Here is a 21,967-nt window from a genome sequence, read left to right on the forward strand (position 1 = left end):
ATGGCCCGCAATGTGATCCGTTTGCACCAGGTCAATAAAAGTTACCTGATGGCAGACGAAATGTTTTATGCCTTGCGCAATATTGACCTTTGCATTGCAGAAAACGATTACGTGGCCATTATCGGCCCATCCGGCTCTGGAAAATCAACCTTGATGAACGTACTGGGCTGCCTGGATACCCCAACCTCAGGTCAGTACCAGTTGGGTGAACACGATGTCGCCACCCTGAATGAAACTGAACTGGCAGAGCTGCGCAATGAAGCCGTTGGTTTTATCTTTCAAAGCTTCAATCTGTTACCCCGCGCCACGGTACTGGCCAATGTGATGCAACCCTTGGTGTATCGGCTGATGCCCAACAAAACCCGGCAAGCCATGGCACTTGAAGCCTTGCAACGCGTTGGCCTGGCCGATAAAACCGGGCATCTTCCCAACCAGTTGTCTGGCGGCCAGCGCCAGCGGGTTGCCATTGCCAGAGCACTGGTCACCCGGCCCCGCATTTTGCTGGGTGATGAGCCCACCGGTAACCTTGACAGCAAAACCACCAAAGACATCATGGCCTTGTTTGATCAGCTGCATCAGGAAGGTCATACCATCATTCTGGTGACCCACGAGCAAGACATTGCCGAACATTGTCAGCGCGTGATCAGGCTGGTCGATGGTCAGGTGGCCGAGGATATTCGTAACAATCAGGGAGCGCAACTGCATGTTTAAACTGCTTCATGCCAGCTTTGAAGGCACCAAAGCAGCTTTTGCTTCTATCCGCGCACATGCACTGCGCAGTGCCCTTACCACCCTTGGAATCATTATCGGGGTTGCCGCAGTGATTACCGTGGTGGCCATTATGCAGGGGCTTAGCCACAGCATTACCAGCCAGTTGGATGATTTAGGCAGCGATATGGTGACCTTACGCGCCTACACCCCCACCAACCAGCAAATGCTTGGACAGTTCAACCGATTGCACCATGATGATTTTCTGACGTTAAAAAGCCGGGTCTCTCAAGTCGAGGATATGACGGCCACCATGCAAGCCTTTAGCATGGGCTCCCAGGTACACTATGGCCGTAACAGTGCTCAAACCCAAATCATTGGCACCGACAGCAGCTACCAAAATGTGGTGCGGGTGTATCCGGAGCTCGGACGCTTTTTGTCCAGCAGTGATGATGATCGCAGACGCAGGGTTGCTTTTATCGGCAGTTCATTGATCCAAAAGCTGGATTTACCCGACAACCCGGTTGGCGAGTTCATTAATTTATCGGGCGACTGGTTCCGAATTATTGGCGTCGCCGAGAGCCGTGGCAGCTTGTTTGGCTTCGATCAGGACAATTACATCATTGCCCCCTTTAGTACCATTCGGGCATTGAATGGCGAGCGGGCCGCCCGCAACATTGATATCTTATTTCGTCCTGCCGCCGGAGCCAATCCTGAGCAGGTGCAACAACAAATGCGCAGCATCCTGCGACAGCGACATAAACTGGCGCCCGACGATCCGGATCCCTTCGAGTTTATTAGTGCCGAACGGATGATCGACCAGTTCAACAGCATTACCCGCAGCATTACACTGGTAGCAGGTGGTGTGGTCAGCATCAGCTTGTTGGTTGGTGGCATTGGGGTCATGAACATCATGCTGGTCTCTGTGACAGAGCGCACCCGTGAGATCGGTATCGTCAAAGCGTTGGGTGCTACGCCCCAGTTCATTTTGCTGCAGTTTTTAGTTGAAGCTCTGGTGCTGTCATTGTTTGGTGGGATTATCGGTTTGGCCCTGGGTGCAGGTATCGCCAGTTTTATTGGTCTTATGCTGCCGGCGATGCCAGAAGCACTGGTGCCACTGTGGGCTATCCTGTTATCCATTGGCTTTACGACCATGATTGGCGTGGTCTTTGGCTTAGCACCAGCCATTAAAGCTTCCCGGTTAAACCCGATTGATGCGCTGCGTTATGAATAAGCCATCCTCTATCTGGCAGCAACACTGGCGCTTGTGCTGGCAAAGCAGTAAGCCCTACCGCCTTGGGCAGGCGCTTACCTTTGTGCTTTACCTGCTGTTTTACTTAATATATACCCTGCCATTTTTGCAAGATGCAGAGCCGCAGTTGCTGCAACTGTTTTTTGCGCGGTATCTGTTGGAAGCGACCGGTTTTATTGTCTTAAGTCACTTCCTGGTACGGCCACCTTTACGCATCCATTACCAGCGAGGCTTTAGCTTAGGTGGTGTGCTCCAGCTGTTTGGCTGGCTTAGTCTGGCTGCATTTTTACTGGCTTTGATAAGTACCTTTGCATCCGCTATCCCAGCGCTGGCTGAAACCAATATGCAGCAAGTGACTCTTGTCAATAAAGACAGTGTCGATGGCCTGCAAATGCAGTTCTCTCTGACCACCTTAATCACCATGCTGTGGTTGATGCATTTCAGCTTATTTTTGTTCTGGAGCCTGGTGTACCTGGGCTGGCAGATGCGGCAAAGCCGTAAAGCGCTGGAGCAGGAAATGCAGCAAGCCCGCTTGCAGCAGCTGACCAACCAGCTTAGCCCGCACTTTTTATTCAATACCCTAAACAGCATTCGGGCGTTGATTTTTGAAGACCAGCACAAAGCCGCCGATACTCTGACCCAGCTATCGGAGCTGTTCCGGGTGCATTTGCAAGCCCATCTTCGCCCCACCAGCAGCTTGCAAGAAGAGTGGCAGCTGTGTCAGACTTATCTGCACATTGAACAAATCCGCTTAGAGCAACGGCTACAGCTCACAGTAAACATCGATGACAGCCTGTGGCAGCAACCCTTGCCTACCCTGATGCTGCTAACCCTGCTGGAAAATGCCATCAAGCATGGCATTAGCCCGAATCCGGAACCAGGTTTTATTGAGTTAACCGCCCAAAAGCTTGATGCCAGCTGGCAGTTGTCGCTGCGCAACAGCGTCGGGGCCCAATCCAACCAAAGCTCTACCGGCACCGGATTACGCAATTGCCGCAAACGACTGCAGCTGATGCATGGCGACAAAGCCCGGATTGAGCTTGAACAAAGCAGTACTTTCTTCCACCTTACGTTGGAGTTGCCTTATGCTACGCACCCTGATCGTTGATGATGAGCGATTGGCCCGCAGCGAATTAAAGCGTTTGCTAAAAGCTCACCCGGAATGTCAGCTTATCGGTGAGGCAGCCAACGCCAAAGAAGCCTTAAAACTACTGGCACAAGAAGAACCAGAGCTGGTATTTTTGGATATACAAATGCCGGAAGTAACTGGACTGGAGCTGGCCGCCTCCCTGCCACCCCAGATCCGTTTTGTGTTTTGTACCGCCTATGATAGCTATGCACTGGATGCCTTTGGCCTGAATGCGGTGGATTACCTGCTCAAACCCATCGCGCCAGCGCGGCTGGCTCACACCATGCAGCGCTTGCAGGCAGACAAACAACCGGAAGCCAGCAACCCAGCAAGCAACCAGCACTATCTGCCCGAACAGCATGGCATCTTGCTGAAATTTGGCGACATCAACCGTATTGTACGCCTGCATGAAATCATCCGCTTTGAAAGCATCGGCAATCATGCTGCTGTCTATACCCCGCATGGGAAAAGCTTTTTGCACAGTTCACTGGCCCGGATTGAACAAAAGCTAAATCCAGAGTATTTCTTTAAAGTCAGTCGCTCCGATATCGTGCGGATTGACGCCATCGCCCATATTGAACCAGGCATCGCCGCAGGAAGCTTGCTGGCAGTGCTCAATGATGGCCAACAGATTGAAGTAAGCCGGCGCCAGGCACAACAACTCAAGCAATGGTTTTCGGCGTTTTAAATTCAATCTGTACAAAATATCATCAATTTATATGATGCAGCTCAAAGCATTCCTGCCAGCTTTTGCTATACCTAAACTCCATCATCAGCAGACTAGCGGAGTAGCAGCATGGCACAGCAGCATCAGCGGTTGGGTTGTATTATTCTGGCCGGAGGTCAGGGCAGTCGGCTGCGGCCCCTGACCAGCCACTGCGCCAAACCTGCCGTTGCCTTTGCCGGCCATTACCGGGTGATTGATTTTGTACTCAGCAACTGCATCAACTCGGGCTGTGATGAGCTGTGGGTGCTCGGACAATACCAGGTGGACGGTTTGCACCACTACTTGCACCAGCAATGGTCCAAACATCGTTGCCCGGCCGATATTCATATCGTCAAAACCCGAGAAAGTAAACTCAAGGGCACCGCCGGTGCCGTTTTTCAGCAACTGCAACAGTTTGAGCACAGCCAGGCTACTCACCTGTTGGTGCTAAGTGCTGATCATGTGTACAAAATGGATTTTCGCCAGATGCTGGATTTTCATCTGGAGCGAGAAGCCTGCATGACCATTGCTGCCATGCCGGTACCGGCCGAGCTGGCTCCGCAATTTGGAGTGATTGCCATGGACAGCCAGCAGCGGGTTACCGGCTTTTACGAAAAGCCTAAGCCCCACCAAATCAGGCATCTGATCGACAACAATGGCATGGTGTTGGTGTCGATGGGCAACTACCTGTTTAACCGTTACTGCCTGTTTCAGTCGTTGCAGCAGGATTCGAAAAAAATACTGTCCCGTCATGATTTTGGCCACGATATTATTCCGGCTATGTATCCGAAAGAGCCTGTCTATGTGTATGATTTTTCCAGCAACCTGGTGCCGGGTGAAAGCCAGCATTACTGGCGGGATGTCGGTACCCAGGACGCATTTTTTCAGGCACATATGGATTTACTGGGGCCAAACCCAGCGGTCCGGTTGCACAATGAGCATTGGCCATTGTTTGGGAAGGAGCCTATGCCACCGAGCTATTTTGCCGGTTCTGATAAAAGCAGTATCCAGGACAGTCTGATTGGTGCCGGCTGCGAGCTTTCGGCTGCCAGCATCCGCCACTCGGTCATTGGCAGCCATTGCCGTATTCATCAGGGGGCGGAGCTGGAAGATTGCGTGCTGATGGGCCAGGTCGAGGTGGGTGCCAACAGCAAATTGCGCAACGTGATTGTCACTGAGAACTGCCGTATCGCCGGGCACAGCAGCATTGGTTTTAATCCCCGGTTCGACAGCCAGCACTACCAACGGCTGCCGTCCGGACTGGTGGTTGTCAGTAGCGGTCAGGCTGGTATCAGCGCTTTAAATGACTTGCATTAGGACTTGTTCTGCATGAACACTAGCCACCGTGCTGGCGGTACCACTCGCCGATAATCAAAGCGGCCGCCACACTCACATTCAACGACTCAACCTGATCGGTGCCGGGAATACGCAGCAAGGTATCGGCTTTTTGTGCCACCGCTTTGGAGACACCAAACATCTCTTCCCCAAACACCATCACCGCTTTGGCTGGCAAGGTCGCTTGGTACAGCGACTCGCCCTTATGACTGGAGGTGCTCATGAGCTGGTAACCGGCTTGACGGCACAGCAGCAGCGCTTCCGGTAACTTTTCACAGTGCACTGCCTGCACAAACTCGGCGCCACCGGCCGCAGTGCGTACCGACGCCCCCGAATACAGCAACTGCGCCTCCGGCAACAAGATGGCTTTTACCCCAAAATGAGCACAGGTGCGGGCAATGGCCCCTAAGTTGTGCGGATTGCTGACGCCGTCCATCGCCAGGATCAAATCACTGTTGGCGTCTTTTTGCTGGCGCAAATAACGATGCAGCGGCAGCGACTCCGGTTGCTGCACCAGCATCACGATGCCACCATGGTGCTGACTGGCGGCCAGTTTATCCAGCTCGGCATCCTCGACCAGATGGTAGGCTTTTTTCGCTTTGGCCAGATACTTCATCATGGCAGCACACTTAGGGGCCTGCTCAGCATTTAAATACAGCCGGATAATGGCTTCCGGCCGTCTGGCAAACAGCACCTGACAGGCTTTTTCACCATAAATTTTTTGCTCGGCCGCTCTTGGCGAAGGCGCACGCTCAGGCGCTGCTTTCGCTGTTCTGGCGGCAGCTGGCTGCGAAGGCCGCTTGGCTTTTGGGGAGGCTTGTTTGCTGGATTTATCGGCCCAGGGTTTTGCATTCTTTGCTCGGGCCGGGCGAGCAGAAGGACGTTTGGAAGAGGGTGCGCCGGACATATACAACCTTGCGATGCATAAAAACGGTATTGTAGCAGCTGGCATGACAAAACCACCAGAACAGAGTATGCTATCGCCCCCTTTTTATGACTGGTTGTATGCCATGCTCAGCTATCGTCACAGCTTTCATGCCGGCAATTTCGCCGATGTACTGAAACATCTGGTGCAGGTTGCCATTCTTGAGTATCTAAAGCGCAAGGACAAGCCGTTTTGCTACCACGATACCCACTCAGGGGCTGGCCTGTATAGCCTGAGCGGCGAGCATGCCAGTAAGACCGGCGAGTACCAAAGCGGTATAGGTGTGCTGTTTAACCAGGCGGTACCAACAACACTGGAAGACGGCCCGGTTGGGCGTTACCTGCGCCTGCTACACCAGCTAAACCCGGACGGCGAGCTGGAGTTTTACCCGGGCTCCCCATCCATTGCTGCCCAGTTGCTGCGACCACAGGATGCATTGCAGTTGACCGAACTGCACCCGACCGATTATGGCTTGCTGAGCCAGCACCTGGGCAAACGCAAACACTGCCGGATTGAAAAAATGGATGCCTGGGCTGGCATCAAAGCCATGCTGCCGCCACTGGCACGACGTGGCCTGGTCTTGATCGACCCGCCTTATGAACTTAGCCACGAATACGATGATGTGGTCAAAGGCCTGCAACTCGCCTTGCAGCGTTTTGCCACCGGCTGCTATGCCATCTGGTACCCGGTCATTGACCGTGGCCATATCGAGCGTTTTGTGGCCCAGGTTGCTGCGCTGCCTGTAACAGATTTACTGCGGATTGAATGGTGCCCCAAAGCCGACAGCACCGGCTTTGGTATGACTGGCAGCGGTATGCTGGTGATCAACCCACCCTATCTGCTGGCAGAACAATGCCGGGCAATGCTGCCCTGGCTGCACCATCAGCTGGGCAATGCCGGCCCGTCACAAGTGACCCAATTGATTGCGGAGGCTTAACCTGATGCGTGTTTTAATCTGCACTGTTTTTTTGGTCTTTTCCGGCGCCAGCCTGGCTTTTGGTCAGATTGGTCATCGCATGATTTGTGAGCTGGCCTATGAGCAACTGTCTGCCAGCCAGCAACAACGGCTGGACGCCTTGTTGGCGCATACCGATTTTGACAGTTTTCCGCCCGCCTGTGTCTGGGCTGATCAGCTGCGTGGTCAGGAACAATACGACTTCGCAAGGCCGCATCATTATGTCAATATCAGTCGGAAGGATCAGGCCGTGACCATGGATCATTGCCCCGACTATGGCTGTGTGCTGTCGGCCATTCAACAGCACTATGCGTTGCTGCAACAAGACAGCCAGTCGGCCAAAGCGGCCGAGTCGCTGAAATTTCTCAGCCATTTTGTCGGCGATTTGCACCAACCCCTGCACGTTGGCTACGACTTTGACCGTGGTGGCAACGACATCGGTGTGATTTTTATGGGCGAAGTACGCAACCTGCATGGCATTTGGGATACCGGCATCTTGCTGCAACTGGGATTCCGCGATTACCAGGCCAGCATCGACCGGTTACGCCCGCGCCTGCATGAAACCAACTTGCAGCAGTGGCAACAAGGCGATGTGCTGGACTGGGCCAATGAGTCCGTTGCCATCGTCCAGCAGATCTATGCAGAACATCAGCCAGGCAAGCCGCTGGATGAACACTATGCGTTGCATCACCAGCACACCATCGAAACCCGGTTGCTGCAAGCCGCAGCAAGGTTGGCCTGGCTGCTGCAGCAGCTGTGGTCAGAGCCTGAGGCAAGTTAACCGGCAACAGCCAAAGCCCGAATGATAGGCCGCCTGCCCGCCTTAGTGTGCGGGCAGTGCAACACCTGTTCAGTAGCTCGGATCGCCAACACCTGGCCGTTTGCCGCCAGCTCCAACTCTACCCACTGTGTGCCCCGGTAGGATTGGATACTTTGTCCCAGTTGCAATTGGGCCACTAACTCCTTGCTGAGATTCAGTTGCAACTCATCGCAAATGGTTAACTGCCAGTTGGCTTCCTGCTGCTGCAACTGAGCCATGCGGGTGTGCATGGAGCTCGCCTGTTGTAATTGCTCCTGCTGACGTTGCCACAACTGCTGCAACCGCTCCTCACGCCCAACCTGGCTAATTAACATAGCCCTGGGTTCTACCAATCGATGGTACTGCACCTGCTGGTAATCCGCACTGGCCGCCAGTTCAATCTGATACAGATCAGCGCTAGGCGACCACTGCATCCAACTCAGCAACAACAGCATCGCCGCGCAGCCCATCACCAACTGCGATAATTGCCACCAGCTACGCCAGGCAGCTGGCTTTTTGTCCCTGGCTTCGCACTCTGTTATCAGTCGGCGTTTCAAAGCTGCTGGCATCTTATGGGGTTGTTTCGCCTGTTGATACAATGACTGCAATTTGTCATGCTCTGAAGGTATCGGCTTATTCATCATGCTCTCCCAAACGCGCCTGCAAAAAACGACGGGCATAGCGCAGCCGGCTTTTCACGGTTTCATCCAATTCGTTGGTAATACTGGCAATTTGTCCAACTGAAAACCCTTCCAATTGCAGCATCAAAGCCTCTCGCTGCAGGAATGGTAGCAGCCGCAAAGCTTGCTCAAAGCGCTGTTGCCTTGCCACTGGCCAGGATTGAGAACATTCAATCTCTGGTTGTGCCAGCTGCTCCGGGCAAGTTGAGGATAGCCAGCGCTGCTGGCGTTTTAACTCATCCAACAAGGCATTGCGGGCCATGCTGAACAACCAGGTTTTGAAACGGCTGTCTGCCCGAAAGCTGTGCCGTTTCTCCATCACTTTCAACCAGGTCTGCTGGCAAATATCCTGCGCCAGTGCCGGATCGGACTGACGTAGTAAAAAATGGTACAAATCATCGCCACAATGCTGGATCAAGCCATCCAACCATTTCGAGGCACCCGTTTTCTGATAGTGCTGCATCAGTTGGTCCGGACACAAGGTGCCAGCCCAGCTCAGGGATATCGACAGCATAGGCACACTCCTCTTACCAGTCTGTTTTTTCAGCTTAGTTGGCTTCCAACGTAAAATCGAGCTGTACCTGCAGGTTGGTTTGCTTTATGGCTCTGCCATCAACGACTTTGGGTTGATACTTCCAGCGCCGTAAAGCACGCATCGCTTCACGGTTAAACAGATTGGCTGGCTCTGCCGCCACCACTTCAACATCCTGCACATTCCCCACCTCATCGACGCTAAAGCGCAGCTGCACCCAGCCACTGATGCCCTGACGGGCTGCATCTACCGGATACCTGGGTTCTACCCGAACCAACGGATTGGCACTACCATCTCTCATACCAATCCCACCCCGGCTGGGTGGATCTACTTTGAAACCGTCAAATCCAGGCGTAAAACGCGTGGTCAGATCCACCAACTGATCCGTTGGCTCTGAATGAAAAGTCATGACCTCTGGCTGAATGATGTCCTGACGCGGCGGCAGTGGTTGCCGAATCACTGTTGGTCGCTCATCCGGCGTTTGATAGACAGTGACAGGGATGCTTGGCTCAGACGGTGGGCGCACAGCAACTGGTGCCTTAACAAGGTGATGCATCAGTAAAAACAAAGCAAAAGTAACGCTGACAGCGCTGATGGTGCACAGTGAAAAACGGGACAGCTTGGAAGCAGTGAACTGCTCGGGGTAGGTGCAGCTTGTCATAAAAACTCCTCAGTCATGGTGTTATTGCTTAGACGACGGAGGAGTTGAGATGGGGTTAAGTTTTTTTAGCGTACAAGCAAAAAATTAGCGGATCCAGCCCTGATGAATGCGTTTAAAGGTTTCAGTACCAGCACATTCCAGCCATTCAAAGGCCAGCATTTCGCGGTTAATAACGACGGCGCCGGCTTGTTGCATCCGCTGCAACGCTTGCTGTTTGTGCAGAGGATCGCGCGAGCCAACTGCATCCTCCACCAGATACACCTGATAGCCTGCATCCAGCAAGTCCAGCGCACTTTGCAGCACACAGACATGGGTTTCGGTACCCAGCAGGATCAGTTGCTTGCGCTCCAGCTCCTGCAGGCGTTGGCGCACGGCGGTTTCTTTGTAGGCACTAAAGTGCATTTTTTCCAGCACTGCATCCTCGGGCAGTAGCTCCGCTAAGACAGGTACCGTGTGGCCTAAACCTGCCGGATACTGCTCGGTAGCCAGTACCGGTACATCCAGCTGCAACGCAACCTGCAATACCCAGGCAGCGGCATTTTCCACCTCACGGTTTTCCGAAATGGCTGGCGCCAGCCGCTGTTGAATATCAATCAGCAGCACCAGACTTTGATCACGATCTATCAACATAGCGTTCTCCTAAGCAAGCATTCGAATAGAGTGACAAAGCCAGCGACCGATGACCAGCCGACCTTGGTCGTAACTGTGATTTAACTCTGCCCGCGCCACTGGGCGAAGCACTCCGCCTCGTCTTTGTCTTTATTCAGCAGTAAACGGGCCAGTACCTTATCAGCTTCGCCGGCTTCAGCGGATAAACCAATCCAGGCTTCAACGTAATCGCCATCGGCCAGTGAAACTGGGTACAGCTCCTCCCAGCTATCATCCGGGGTTTTTAAGTCGACAAAGCCGCGGCTCAGGTGCAGTTGCTGGTAGTCGGTGTAATCGGCCGCACTCAGATTGTCTGAGGCCAGCTCTTCAAAAATATCAAAGGCATGGTCGCATAGCTCATCCAGCGACCACTGCAAAGGTTCTGTCATGGTGATTTTCCAAAGAATTGCTCTGGCGTTATGATAGCAAGTTTCCCGCTAAGGCACAGCCTGATACTATAGCAACATTGTTGTTGCTTTGATAAACCTGATGACCAGCACTTTGCCCTACACCAGTACTTTGTACCGCTGCCCGCTTTGCCAAGAGCCGCTCACCCCTGAACACAGTGAGCCAAAACAGATCTCCTATCGTTGTGTGAACCGGCACCACTTTGATGTCGCCAAAGAGGGTTACCTCAACCTGCTGCCGGTGCAGCATAAAAACTCGAAGCAACCGGGCGACAGCAAAGCCATGTTGCAGCAACGGCGGCAGTTTTTAGAGTCTGGTGCGTATCAACCTCTGGTCAGCGCATTGGCGGAACAGCTGCAGCATTTGGCACCCGTGCGGATGCTTGATTCAGGCTGTGGTGAGGGCTATTACAGTGCACAGCTCAAAGCAGCACTGCCAGCGACTGAGTTTGCTGGTATGGATATCTCCAAAAGTGCCATTCAGCTGGCTGCAAAGCGCTACCCGGATATTGCCTTTTGTGTCGCCAGTGCCAAGGCCTTGCCTTATGGTGATCAGCAGTTTGATGGCATGCTGGTACTGTGCGCTCCCTTTGAGCTGGCGGAAGTGAAGCGCTGCCTGCGCCCCAGTGGTTATTTAATGCTGGTGACAGCTGCTCCAGAGCACTTATTGCAGTTTAAACAAGCGATTTATAAAGAGGTACGGCTGCACAGTGATGCTGTTCAAGCCTTGGCTGGCTTTAAGCACTTGCAGCGCCAGCACTGCCGTTTTATGCTGCAGCATTTGGGCGCTAATGCTTATTTAAGCCTGTTGGATATGACCCCACTTGGTTGGAAACTTCCGCCAGAACAAAAACAACAACTTTGCCAAAGCTTGACGCAACTACAAGCCGATTTCTATATTGATAGTTACCAGTACGGATCCTAATGGCAATTTGAGCCGTATGGAAGCAAGAATAATTTGAACAGGAGCACGCTGTGACCTACCCCCGCATCCTTGGATTTGCCGGCATTGTGCCATTTTATCTTAGTCTGATAGCGGTGCTGTTATGGCCGCAAAGCCAGTTGGCGCTGGTCGCACTGATTGGTTATGGTGCTGTCATTTTAAGCTTTTTGGGGGCGGTGCACTGGGGCATGGCGATGCAACTGCCGGATCAAACCCAGGCCGGGCGCAGTTATGTATTTAGTGTGGTGCCAGCTTTGCTTGGCTGGCTGGCACTGATCTCACCTTATCAACCTGCGTTGATTGTGCTTGCTGCCGGTTTTGGCTGGGTTTGGTTACGGGAGTACCAGAACCCGCCAGCGGCGATGCCGGCCTGGTATCGAAAATTGCGCGGGGTGCTCACTGCAGCCATTCTGCCGGCCTTGATTTTAGGCGCTATTTTTAGTGGCTAGCCAATAAAGCACCATAGGTTTCTAATCCTCTTCGGTGGTAAGCAGCTCAGTCAGTTGATCGGCTTCGGCCAAATGAATGGCATCAAACACCCTTGACCAGAAATAAGTGCTGAGCTCACTGACAATATTGCTTTCCGCATTGAGCAAGATCACCAGACCCACCTGGCGATCACGTGAGTAGGCCACATCGGCCCGAAAACCACGTACCCAGCCGCCATGATAGACCAGCTCTTCATCACCAAACTGGTAGACCCGCCAGCCCAAGGCATAATGCGCATCGCGAATGAACTGCCGCCAGTGTCCCCGGCGCAAATCCCGCACCGTACGAACCCGCTTATCGGTGATGGTGGCCAGCAAATGCTCTGGCATCACATCCGGATAATGACCCAGCTGCGCCATCACCCAGTGGCTCAAATCCATCGCGCTGGCGTTCACACCTGCTGCGGGGGCAAAGCGGTAATAACTGGGCACGACGGTACTTTGATACCAGCCCCCCCGCGCCCGTACATGCGGCATGGCTTTGTTTTCAGTGGCCATAAAAGGATCCATCCCCACTGAAGCGGTTGGCATTTGCAAGGGGTCAAAAATCAGCTCCTGCATCAGGGTAGCGTAATCCTTTTGCGTGGTTTGCTGCACAATGGGTTCAATCAGGCTGAACAACACATTCTGGTAACCATAGCATTCGCCGGGCGTGCACATGGGATCCAGTTGCCTGAAATGAGGCAGAATACGCTCTGGCAACACATTGGCTTCAATCATGTTGTCGTACGCGTTGGGGATGACCCCTGTGGTTTGTGCCAGCAAGTGTTCCACTTGCAAGGCTTGGTTGTACCGGGCGGAGCGAAACGAGAAATCCGGCACATAATTCACCACAGGATCATCCCAGTTAAAGTAGCCCTGCTCCGCCAGCACAGCCGCCAAGCCAGCCGCCAAGCCAGCCGCAAAGGTTTTGGAAACCGAAGCTATGCGAAATACCGTGAAAGGATCGACCTGATCAGTAGAGCCCCGTGCGCGCACCCCAAAACCTCGTACCCGCACAATCTGATTGCCTTCAATCACGGCGTAAACGCCACCTGGGATCTGATGCTCAGCCAGCTGCTGCTCAAAGTGTCGATCAAAATATTCGGCTACATCAGCAACCGGCGCCGCCTGCAGCGCGGCAATGAAGCTAACACTGATGAACCCAATAAATGTGCTGACAAGTGTTTTCATAAAAGCTACTTAAACTCTGCCGTTTGACGGAACAATGGCTGATCGTTCATAAAAGGGACCTGTTCAGCCACATGACAAGCCATGCAGGCAGAGCGAGCATGCAAAAAACTTCGCTGGATCTTGGTTGTATCGCCTTCGTCCAAGGCTTGTGTCAGCTGCGGCCAGGCCGTTTGCAAAAATATCGCTTTGGCATTGTCAGCCCGGCCAGGTCGGCGGAAGTACCCTAGCTGAATGGCAGCACCCAACTTATCCCAGTGATAACTTGCCAGCGCGTAATTTTCATCCACAATCGCATCGTAGCTGTGCTGATAACGCGCTCCGACTTCAGCCATCGCCCCGGAAAAACCAGCAAACATCTTCTCAATCCGGGCAAAGCGCTCTTCATCAGAGCTAGCTTCCAACAACCAGTGGTTACTGCTTGGTAGTTCTGAGCCTTGAGCCAGATTAAAACCCATCATTAACGTCAGCGCAATCGTCATCATTGGTGCTTTCATCAGTCCCTCCGGGGTTGTTGTACCACTCAGCCTTAAAAGCTTACGCGTTTATACTGGCGGTATTCAGGCCGCCAGAAGTTGGCCTCGATGCTATCCTGCAACTGATTGTCACTGATTTCAAGTGCCAGCCCCTGTTGCTGCGCAACTTTGCCCACAGCAAAAGCAATCCGCTTACTCAGCTCCGCCAAAGCAGTAAGCGATGGCAGCAACTCCCCTTCTCCGGTATTGGCCAGTGGCGAGGCTGCGGCCAGGGTTTCACTGGCCGCCATCAGCATTTCATCGCTGATGCGTTTTGCTTTCACTGCAATCACACCAAGGCCAATGCCCGGGAAAATATAACTGTTATTGCACTGCGCAATCGGATAGCTTTTGCCCTGATACTGCACTGGCTTAAAGGGACTACCAGTAGCAATAATCACATCACCGTCGGTCCAGGCAATGACTTGTTCTGGCTGAGCTTCCACCTGACGTGATGGATTACTCAGCGGGAAAATAATCGGCGTTTTGCAGCCTTTGTGCATGGCACGCACCACCTGCTCACTGAAAAGCCCCGGCTGGCCAGATACCCCAATCAGCACCGTTGGCTCGGCGCAGTGCATCACATCCAGCAACGAAGCATAATCGCCACTGAAACTCCAGTTCGCCAGATCAGCTCTGGAGTGCACCAGCTTTTGCTGGAAATCGCGCAAATCGGCCATGCCTTCAGTTAGCAGGCCAAAGCGATCCACCATGTAAATTCGGCGTCGCGCTTCGGCATCGGTTAAGCCTTCTGCCATCATTTGGGTAATCACTTGCTCAGCGATGCCACAACCAGCCGATCCTGCCCCGACAAAAACCACTTTTTGCTCGGACAACTGCTGCCCTTTTGCCCGACTGGCCGCCAGCAAAGAGCCTACCGTCACCGCTGCCGTGCCCTGAATATCGTCGTTAAAGCAACAATAGCGATCCCGGTAGCGCTGCAAAATCGGCATCGCATTGGGCTGGGCAAAATCTTCAAACTGCACCATCACATCTGGCCAGCGTTTATAAACCGCCCGCATAAACTGCTCGACAAAGGCATCGTACTCAGCCTGGCCAATGCGTTTATGCCGGGCGCCCATGTACATCGGGTCGTTCAGTAACTTTTCATTGTTGGTGCCTACATCCAGCACTACCGGCAGTGTATAGGCCGGGCTGATGCCACCGCAGGCGGTGTACAAAGATAGTTTGCCAATGGAGATACCCATGCCACCAATGCCCTGGTCGCCAAGGCCCAGCACCCGCTCACCATCCGTCACCACGATGACTTTTACTTTGGGCTTGGTAGCGTTGCGTAAAATGGCATCCAGCTGGTCGCGCTCTTCATAAGAGACAAACAAACCACGCTTACTGCGGTAAATATCGGAGAATTTTTCACAGGCATCACCGACCGTTGGGGTATAGATGATGGGTAACATTTCCGGCAAGTGCTGTTGCACCAGACGGAAAAACAGCGTTTCGTTTTTATCCTGAATAGCCCGCAGATAAATGTGTTTGTTGATGGTGCTTTCAAAACTGGAATACTGCATGTATGCACGCTTTACTTGCTCTTCGATGCTCTCGTAGCGCGGTGGCAATAAACCAGTCAGATTAAAGGCCTCGCGCTCTTCTTTACTAAAAGCGCTGCCTTTGTTCAATAGCGGTGTTTCCAGCAAAGCCGGGCCGGCATAGGGAATATAGAGCGGACCTTGTTGCCTGGTCGTCATAACTGCGGTTCCTTATCCTGAAAAACTGTTCATAAGCTGGCGGCGGAGTATACCCGATTGCGCCTGCAGCGGCCAATCATCAGCAAAGCCCAAGCGGGCAGTAGCCACAACAAGGCTCCACCCGAGGTACTCGTTGAACCAGAGCCTCCGGCCTGAGGCTGCACGGTAATGCTGACTTCGGCACTACTGCTGGTCCGTAAATCACTGGCAGTCAACCGAAAGCGCAGGGTTTGCGTCTGAGCAGAGACCGGACTGATAAAGCTGGCTTGCAAAGTCTCTGGATTACTCAGCTGCACCGTTGGGCCTGCTATTTGCAGCCAGCTATAGTGCAAAATTTCGCCATCGGCATCGCTGGCACTGCCTTGCAACTGCACCTGACTACCAGCGCTGACCGTTCGATTCTCACCGGCAGATACCACAGGAGCCTGATTCGGGCAGTCCGGATTCACGTCAAGGAAACTAATGGCTTGCAGCCACTGATAATAATTGCTGTTGCGCGGTTCGCACAAACGGGTATCCAGGTAACTAAAACCCTGCAACTGGCTAAGCTGGGTCAAGCTTGATGGCAAAGTGCCCTGCAGATTGTTGTCGGACAGATCCAGCCAGTTCAGATTGGTTAAACTACCAACGACCGAAGGCAGGCTACCACTGAAAAAATTATCCGCTAATACCAACTGTTGCAACGCACTCAGTTGCCCCAGGGCCGCCGGCAAAGCACCACTGAAGCCATTTTTACTCAAATCCAGCTGCTGCAAGCGGCTAGCGGCCTCAATGCTGGCAGGAATAGCACCAGTCAGGCTGTTACCCGCCAGATCCAGCACGGTTAGCATCGGCAGGACGCCAAAATCAAGCTGCAAATCGCCGTTAAGGTTATTCTGAGCCAGCTCCAATGCGGTAATGTCACCCTGCTGACAGCTTACTCCGTACCAGTCGCAAACCGAACTGTGCTGCAACCAGCCACTGCGCTCAAACCAACCAGGTCCCTCGGTCTGATAGAAGAAGGCCACTAAGGCATCGCAGCTGGCCTGTGGCACGGCACTGACATTTTGTTCTGCGCAGAAATTCGCTTGTTGTGTTTCTACCCGAACCTCACCATCCGGAAATTGCAGGGTGGCAGCTGTGCCGTCAAACCACCAACGGCCGCTATGGATACCATCGCCGGCGAAACGGTCCTGACCGTTGCCATCATCGCGCAGTTCAATAAACTCATCGCCAGGCACCACAGCAATATCAGCGACAGGTGCGGAGCCTAAACAATTGATGCCTAGTAACTGAATATCCAACCAGCTATCCGGTGCTAAATACACACTATCAGTACTGGGTTTTAGCCGTCGAAACAGCTGCTGTGAGGTGCAGTTAAAAGCGCCTCCATTGCCATCAGCCGCCAATGCCATCTGGCCGGTCATGGTGTAACGCTCAATACGGCTGTCGTTGGCGGCTGCCCCTTCAACCAGTAAATGATGCTTCAACCCCTGGGTATCCAGGTCAGGCCGGGCCGACTTTAATAAGGCGGCCAAACCGGTGACCACCGGAGCTGCCATCGAGGTACCGGATGAGCTGGCGTAACCGTTATCCAGGTAGGTGCTAAGCATTTGCACACCAGGCGCCGACAAACTGACATGGCCACGACCAAAGTTACTGAAATCGGCCAACTGACCGTCTCTATCGTGGGCCGCCACACTGATCACATTCGGCAAATCAAAGGCGGCCGGATAAAATGGCAAACTGCTGGCGCTGTTGCCGGCACTGGCCACAAACAAAATACCAGCGTCATGATGCTTTTGCACCGCTTGGTACAAGGCAGAGGAAAAGCTGGGTGAACCCCAGGAGTTGTTGGTGGCAACAATCGGAATGCCATGATTTACTTTTAAATCGAGAATATAATCCAGGCACTCAATGGCGTCGCTGGTAAAGCCCTCACCCAAATCATCCAGGAATTTGCACGGTAAAATTTGCAGTTGCCAGTTGACCCCGGCGATGCCTCTGTTGTTGTTGCCTGCGGCAGCGATAATGCCAGCAATCAAAGTGCCATGACCGTCGTCATCCATCGGATCCGAGCTATCATTGGCGGTGTCGATACCACGAATATCATCGATGTAGCCGTTACCACTGTCATCCTGACCATTGGCTTGCTCTAGCGGGTTCTGCCAGATATTGGCCACCAAATCCGGATGGTTGTAATCCACCCCGGTATCAATTACCGCCACCACCAACTGTTGATTGCCGGTGCTTTCGGCCCAGGCGCCTTCGGCCTGAATCCCCGGCAGTGCCTGTAAATACCATTGCTGAGAATAACGGGGATCATTGGGTTGCTGGGTTTTACGCACTTTGTAATCCAGCTCGACCGAGCGGACACCTGGCATGGCCTGCAGCTCTGCTTGGGCTTGCTGCAGGCTGACACCTGCCGGACGACGCACCACGGCTTGATCGGTGAATTGGCTGAAACGCCTGGCTTGCTGAAGTTGCTGCTGCAGCGGCCCAGTTGATTCAGCCTGAGTCGACTGGGCTTGCAAACGCTCAATGCCCGGTGCAAAGGTCACGATCAACCGCTCAGGATGATAGTCCCTGGCTAGCGGCTCCGCCTGAACCGATGCCAAACTTACCCCCAGCATCAGCCCACCAAACAACCATGCACTTTTGCTCATCACCAACCTCTTTCGATCTACCTCTGTCTAAGCATAGTACCTTAGTATGCGACCAAGCGATCATTTTTCAGGGTAAAGCACACAGCTTTACACAACCTTTACGCTGTATGGTATTGGCGCAAAAAGCAAAGCTTTCTATAGTCTGAATAGTAATAAGCCCAATCATCAGGAGAAGTCTGTGCGCTATTGGATCAGTGCGGCTGTGGTAGTCGCTGTTGTCGTGTTCTTGTGGTGGCCTTCGTCATCCAGCGAGCGCTTAGTCTATCAAACCCAGCCCCTGAGCCGGGGGGATATTGAAAGTGTGGTCAATACTGCAGGGACTACCCGTGCCGTAGTCACGGTAGAAGTTGGTTCGGAAGTCTCTGGCTTGATTACCGCTATTTACGTTGATTTTAACGCTGATGTGGAGCAAGGCCAGCTCATCGCCCGGCTGGATGACCGCAGCTTTCAGGCCCGGGTGCGCCAGGCCGAAGCCGATATTTTGATGAGCGAAGCCAATGTGGCGCAGCAAGCCGCCAATGTGACCAAAGCGGAGGCCGAACTGTCGCGGCTGGAGCGCGCTTATCAGCGTCAGTTGCAATTGATGCAGCAAAACCTGACCAATCAAACCGAAGTGGACAATGCACTGGCCAATTTTGAAGTGGCCAAGGCGCAAATTCTGGTCAGCCAGGCCCAGCTGCAAAGCGCCAAAGCTCAGCTCACCCAGCGCCAGGCACAGCTAGAGCAGCATCAGTTGGATCTGGCCCGCACTCAGATCCGCTCACCGGTCAATGGCACTGTGATTGACCGTCAGGTGGATGTGGGTCAGACGGTAGCTGCCAGTTTATCTGCCCCCACCCTGTTTACCATTGCGCAAGACTTGTCGCAAATGCAAATCGAAGCCGATGTTGATGAAGCCGATATTGGCAAAATTGAAGCCGGCCAACAGGTACGTTTTCAGGTCGATGCCCATCCAGACCGGCAATTCCAGGGCGTGGTCTCGCAGGTGCGAAAAGCCGCTACCAATGTTGCCAATGTAGTGACCTACAAGGTGATTATTGATGCGCCCAACCGCCAGCAACTGCTGCTGCCGGGCATGACCGCCAATCTGAACTTTATTATTGGCCAGCAGCAGGATGTGCAGCGCGTCCCGAATGCCGCCCTGCGCTTTCGTCCGGCAGGTGCCCAGCAAAGCGGCCAGCAGCCGGCTGATCGGACCGCAGAGCTGTTGCGCCAGCTGGATCTACCGGCCGATAAAGAGCGCCAGGTACGGCGCATGCTGCAGGAATTCAACCAAAACCTGCAACAACTGCGCAGTCAGCAAAGCCAGCTAAGCCAACAAAGAGCGGGGCCAATGAGCAATCCACGCCAGGCGTTTCAACAAGCTCGCCAGGCACTGACCAATGAGCTGCGACTGGTACTTAGCGAAGACGAATTCAGCCGCTATCAACACCTGATGGCCGAGCAGCGCCAGCAAACTCAGGGCCGTGGTGAGCAAGGACGAATGGCGGAAGTCTGGGTATTGAATGCCCGGCAAGAGCCAGAGCTGCGCCGGGTGCGGGTAGGCCTGGCCAACGATGAATTTACCGAACTGCTTTCCGGCGAACTCGGCGAACAAGAACAGGTGATCGTGCGGGCGGTGAGGACAGAGCGATGAGCCAAGCGGTCATTGAAAGCCTGGGGCTGACCAAAACCTACCGTATGGGCTCGCAGCAGGTACATGCCCTGGCTGGCGTGGATGTGCACATTCAGCAAGGCGAGTTTATTGCCGTGATGGGCCCTTCTGGCTCGGGCAAGTCGACCTTTATGAATATGCTGGGCTGTCTGGACTCGCCAAGCTCAGGGGAAATCCGTATTCAGGGTGAAAACGTCACGCATTTATCGGCGGCCGAACTGGCTCGCATCCGTAACCGCTACATCGGTTTTGTCTTTCAGCAGTTTAACCTGCTGCCCCGCACCACGGCTTTGGATAATGTGCTGTTGCCGCTGTTGTACCGCAAGGATCACGATGGCAACAACGACTTTGCCAGCGAGTGCCTGCGCCGGGTAGGGCTTGCCGAACGGATGGATCACCACCCATCCCAGCTCTCCGGTGGCCAACAGCAGCGGGTAGCCATCGCCCGAGCATTAGTCAATCAACCGGCGGTGGTGTTGGCCGATGAGCCGACCGGCGCCCTGGATACCGAAACTGGCCTTGAGATCATGCAGTTGTTTCAACAACTGAATCAGGAAGGCAAAACCATTGTACTGGTGACTCACGAGCCGGAAGTAGCCGCTTTTGCCAGCCGGCAACTGATCTTCCGTGATGGCCGTTTGCAAAGTGACAAACAGGTTCAGGCTGAATCGGCCAGTGAGCATTTAGCCCGCTACCGGGCCCAGAAACAACAGGAGGGGCTGGCATGAAATGGTGGATGCTTTGCAAAGTGGCCTGGGTGGCACTGCAGGTCAATCTGATGCGCAGCATTTTAACCATGCTGGGGATTATTATCGGTGTGGCTGCGGTCATTATCATGCTAGCACTGGGCGCTGGTGCTCAACACGAAGTCGATCAGCAAATTAAAAACCTGGGGGGCAATGTGTTTGTGGTGTTTGCCCGGGGGCGCGCCAGCTCGGGCGCCCGAGGTGCCAGTGGCTCGGTGCAAACCTTAACCGAAATGGACGCCGAAGCCATCGAACAGCAAATTCCTCAGGTCAGTGTGGCAGCCCCAACCATCTGGGCCAATGCCCAGGTCATTTACGGCAATATGAACTGGGCGCCCAGTGTGCGCGGCGTCGACAACCGTATTTTTCCGGCGCAGAACTGGCAGCTGGCGCACGGGCGCGAATTTTCCGCTGCAGAACTCAATAGTGCTGGCCGGGTCGCCATTATCGGTGCCACGGTGCAGCGCGAGCTGTTCGGTGCTTCCGATCCGATTGGCCAAACCATTCGGGTCGATCGCACGCCGGTTACCGTGATTGGCGTGTTGGATGCCAAGGGCCAGAATACCCAGGGTAACGATCAGGATGATTTAATTTTTATGCCGCTCGATACGGTGCGTAAACGCATTGCCGGCATGACCCTGGCCAGCCCACGGGCAGTTCGCTCCTTGATTGTGCAGGTGGCCGATGAGCGCGATATGGCGCTGGTCGAGCAAGAGATGGAAGCGCTGCTGCGCCAGCGGATGCGCACCACCGGCACCGATGCGCCCTTTCAGATTAGGAACTTATCGGAAATGGTAGAAACCCGTGCCCGCACCATGCAAATTTTTAACGGCCTGCTGGCTGCCGTGGCCTCAGTGTCTTTGCTGGTAGGGGGGATTGGCATTATGAACATTATGCTGGTGTCGGTCACCGAGCGCACCCGCGAAATCGGCTTGCGGATGGCGGTGGGCGCCGAGCCGGCCGATATTCTTCGGCAATTTCTGATTGAAGCCATGCTGCTGTGCAGTTTAGGCGGCCTGCTTGGCCTGAGCATTGCTGTACTGGTCACCCGAAGCTTAGAGAAATTCGCCGGTTTTACTGCCATCATCCAGCCGGAAGTAGTGCTGCTTAGCATCGGCTTCTCAGCAATGATTGGCATTTTCTTTGGCTACTATCCGGCCCGCAAAGCTTCGAAGCTACAACCAATCGATGCGCTGAGGCATGAGTAACCTGGCATGTAAGCCGCAGCTTAGATGCGGCAACTTTGCTAAGTAGCACAATGATTAACCATGGTTAGCCTAGACGTGTTGGCCTTTGTTGTCTGGCTTTTGTTCGCTCTGGGGGCGTTTTGATGGTCAATGGAAGAGCGCAGTTTCGTGATACG

General features: G+C 53.7%; 22 protein-coding genes. 12 read left to right on the forward strand and 10 right to left on the reverse strand.

The genetic code is table 11. The features are described 5' to 3' along the window. The 5 genes from BLW37_RS09670 to BLW37_RS09690 all read left to right on the forward strand — a co-directional run bounded on the left by BLW37_RS09670 (window position 1) and on the right by BLW37_RS09690 (window position 5,112). A complete protein-coding gene (locus tag BLW37_RS09670) occupies window positions 1–711 on the forward strand; it encodes an ABC transporter ATP-binding protein (RefSeq protein WP_091342299.1) in 711 nt (236 codons plus the stop codon). Beyond that, complete coding sequence (locus tag BLW37_RS09675) at window positions 704–1,942, forward strand: ABC transporter permease (RefSeq protein ID WP_091342302.1); 1,239 nt, start codon at window positions 704–706, stop codon at window positions 1,940–1,942. The genes BLW37_RS09670 and BLW37_RS09675 overlap by 8 nt, the downstream gene beginning before the upstream one ends. Beyond that, window positions 1,935–3,068, forward strand: coding sequence for a sensor histidine kinase (locus tag BLW37_RS09680; protein ID WP_171907587.1), 1,134 nt, complete (start codon window positions 1,935–1,937; stop codon window positions 3,066–3,068). Before BLW37_RS09675 ends, BLW37_RS09680 begins: the two co-directional genes overlap by 8 nt. Beyond that, window positions 3,046–3,777, forward strand: a complete 732-nt coding sequence (locus BLW37_RS09685; protein WP_091342306.1) for a LytR/AlgR family response regulator transcription factor — start codon at window positions 3,046–3,048, stop codon at window positions 3,775–3,777. The genes BLW37_RS09680 and BLW37_RS09685 overlap by 23 nt, the downstream gene beginning before the upstream one ends. Before the next feature lie 108 nt (window positions 3,778–3,885). Then, the gene (locus BLW37_RS09690; protein WP_091342308.1) at window positions 3,886–5,112 is read left to right on the forward strand and encodes a sugar phosphate nucleotidyltransferase; all 1,227 of its coding nucleotides are present in this window, start codon (window positions 3,886–3,888) and stop codon (window positions 5,110–5,112) included. Window positions 5,113–5,131: 19 nt separating this feature from the next. Here BLW37_RS09690 and BLW37_RS09695 read toward each other — a convergent pair whose 3' ends face one another. Beyond that, on the reverse strand, window positions 5,132–6,037 hold the full coding sequence (locus BLW37_RS09695) for a tRNA/rRNA methyltransferase (RefSeq protein WP_091342310.1): 906 nt from the start codon (window positions 6,035–6,037) through the stop codon (window positions 5,132–5,134). Window positions 6,038–6,140: 103 nt separating this feature from the next. On the opposite strand from BLW37_RS09695, the gene BLW37_RS09700 reads away from it, so the two are divergent. Both BLW37_RS09700 and BLW37_RS09705 read left to right on the forward strand, forming a co-directional pair. Further along, window positions 6,141–6,992, forward strand: coding sequence for a 23S rRNA (adenine(2030)-N(6))-methyltransferase RlmJ (locus tag BLW37_RS09700; protein WP_091342579.1), 852 nt, complete (start codon window positions 6,141–6,143; stop codon window positions 6,990–6,992). Window positions 6,993–6,996: 4 nt separating this feature from the next. Beyond that, window positions 6,997–7,791, forward strand: a complete 795-nt coding sequence (locus tag BLW37_RS09705; protein WP_091342312.1) for a S1/P1 nuclease — start codon at window positions 6,997–6,999, stop codon at window positions 7,789–7,791. Here BLW37_RS09705 and BLW37_RS09710 read toward each other — a convergent pair. From BLW37_RS09710 to BLW37_RS09730, 5 genes are all read right to left on the reverse strand, one after another. Next, the gene (locus BLW37_RS09710; RefSeq protein WP_139243697.1) at window positions 7,788–8,450 is read right to left on the reverse strand and encodes a hypothetical protein; all 663 of its coding nucleotides are present in this window, start codon (window positions 8,448–8,450) and stop codon (window positions 7,788–7,790) included. The genes BLW37_RS09705 and BLW37_RS09710 overlap by 4 nt on opposite strands. Continuing rightward, window positions 8,443–9,003, reverse strand: a complete 561-nt coding sequence (locus tag BLW37_RS09715) for a sigma-70 family RNA polymerase sigma factor (protein WP_245785684.1) — start codon at window positions 9,001–9,003, stop codon at window positions 8,443–8,445. The genes BLW37_RS09710 and BLW37_RS09715 overlap by 8 nt, the downstream gene beginning before the upstream one ends. Before the next feature lie 34 nt (window positions 9,004–9,037). Further along, entirely contained in the window at window positions 9,038–9,682 is a 645-nt protein-coding gene (locus BLW37_RS09720; RefSeq protein ID WP_091342316.1) for an energy transducer TonB, read from the reverse strand. A gap of 84 nt (window positions 9,683–9,766) precedes the next feature. Further along, complete coding sequence (locus BLW37_RS09725) at window positions 9,767–10,312, reverse strand: hydrolase (RefSeq protein WP_091342318.1); 546 nt, start codon at window positions 10,310–10,312, stop codon at window positions 9,767–9,769. A gap of 80 nt (window positions 10,313–10,392) precedes the next feature. Further along, window positions 10,393–10,719: a DUF440 family protein gene (locus BLW37_RS09730; protein WP_091342320.1), complete on the reverse strand. Its 327-nt coding sequence runs from the start codon at window positions 10,717–10,719 to the stop codon at window positions 10,393–10,395. A gap of 100 nt (window positions 10,720–10,819) precedes the next feature. Here BLW37_RS09730 and BLW37_RS09735 point away from each other — a divergent pair, with 100 nt between their 5' ends. Beyond that, the gene (locus tag BLW37_RS09735; RefSeq protein WP_245785685.1) at window positions 10,820–11,662 is read left to right on the forward strand and encodes a putative RNA methyltransferase; all 843 of its coding nucleotides are present in this window, start codon (window positions 10,820–10,822) and stop codon (window positions 11,660–11,662) included. 50 nt (window positions 11,663–11,712) lie between these two features. After that, window positions 11,713–12,129 (forward strand): DUF3429 domain-containing protein, encoded by a 417-nt coding sequence (locus BLW37_RS09740; RefSeq protein WP_091342322.1) that lies wholly within the window; start codon window positions 11,713–11,715, stop codon window positions 12,127–12,129. Window positions 12,130–12,150: 21 nt separating this feature from the next. Here BLW37_RS09740 and BLW37_RS09745 read toward each other — a convergent pair whose 3' ends face one another. From BLW37_RS09745 to BLW37_RS09760, 4 genes are read right to left on the reverse strand one after another with little or no spacing between them, the layout of a single operon-like run. Beyond that, entirely contained in the window at window positions 12,151–13,341 is a 1,191-nt protein-coding gene (locus tag BLW37_RS09745; protein ID WP_091342324.1) for a serine hydrolase domain-containing protein, read from the reverse strand. A gap of 5 nt (window positions 13,342–13,346) precedes the next feature. Then, window positions 13,347–13,835, reverse strand: coding sequence for a hypothetical protein (locus BLW37_RS09750; protein WP_091342326.1), 489 nt, complete (start codon window positions 13,833–13,835; stop codon window positions 13,347–13,349). 32 nt (window positions 13,836–13,867) lie between these two features. Beyond that, on the reverse strand, window positions 13,868–15,559 hold the full coding sequence (locus tag BLW37_RS09755; protein WP_091342328.1) for an NAD-dependent malic enzyme: 1,692 nt from the start codon (window positions 15,557–15,559) through the stop codon (window positions 13,868–13,870). Between the two features lie 29 nt (window positions 15,560–15,588). After that, on the reverse strand, window positions 15,589–18,204 hold the full coding sequence (locus tag BLW37_RS09760; RefSeq protein ID WP_091342330.1) for a S8 family peptidase: 2,616 nt from the start codon (window positions 18,202–18,204) through the stop codon (window positions 15,589–15,591). A 178-nt stretch (window positions 18,205–18,382) separates the two neighbouring features. On the opposite strand from BLW37_RS09760, the gene BLW37_RS09765 reads away from it, so the two are divergent. From BLW37_RS09765 to BLW37_RS09775, 3 genes are read left to right on the forward strand one after another with little or no spacing between them, the layout of a single operon-like run. Next, a complete protein-coding gene (locus tag BLW37_RS09765) occupies window positions 18,383–19,840 on the forward strand; it encodes an efflux RND transporter periplasmic adaptor subunit (protein ID WP_245785686.1) in 1,458 nt (485 codons plus the stop codon). Then, entirely contained in the window at window positions 19,837–20,586 is a 750-nt protein-coding gene (locus BLW37_RS09770) for an ABC transporter ATP-binding protein (RefSeq protein WP_091342332.1), read from the forward strand. Before BLW37_RS09765 ends, BLW37_RS09770 begins: the two co-directional genes overlap by 4 nt. After that, window positions 20,583–21,812 carry an ABC transporter permease gene (locus BLW37_RS09775; protein ID WP_091342333.1) on the forward strand — a complete coding sequence of 410 codons (1,230 nt, stop codon included), beginning with the start codon at window positions 20,583–20,585 and terminating at the stop codon, window positions 21,810–21,812. Before BLW37_RS09770 ends, BLW37_RS09775 begins: the two co-directional genes overlap by 4 nt. The last annotated feature ends 155 nt before the right edge of the window (window positions 21,813–21,967 follow it).

Origin of the sequence: Alkalimonas amylolytica (assembly GCF_900107845.1) — a bacterium.
In the GTDB taxonomy this organism is placed as follows: domain Bacteria; phylum Pseudomonadota; class Gammaproteobacteria; order Enterobacterales; family Alteromonadaceae; genus Alkalimonas; species Alkalimonas amylolytica.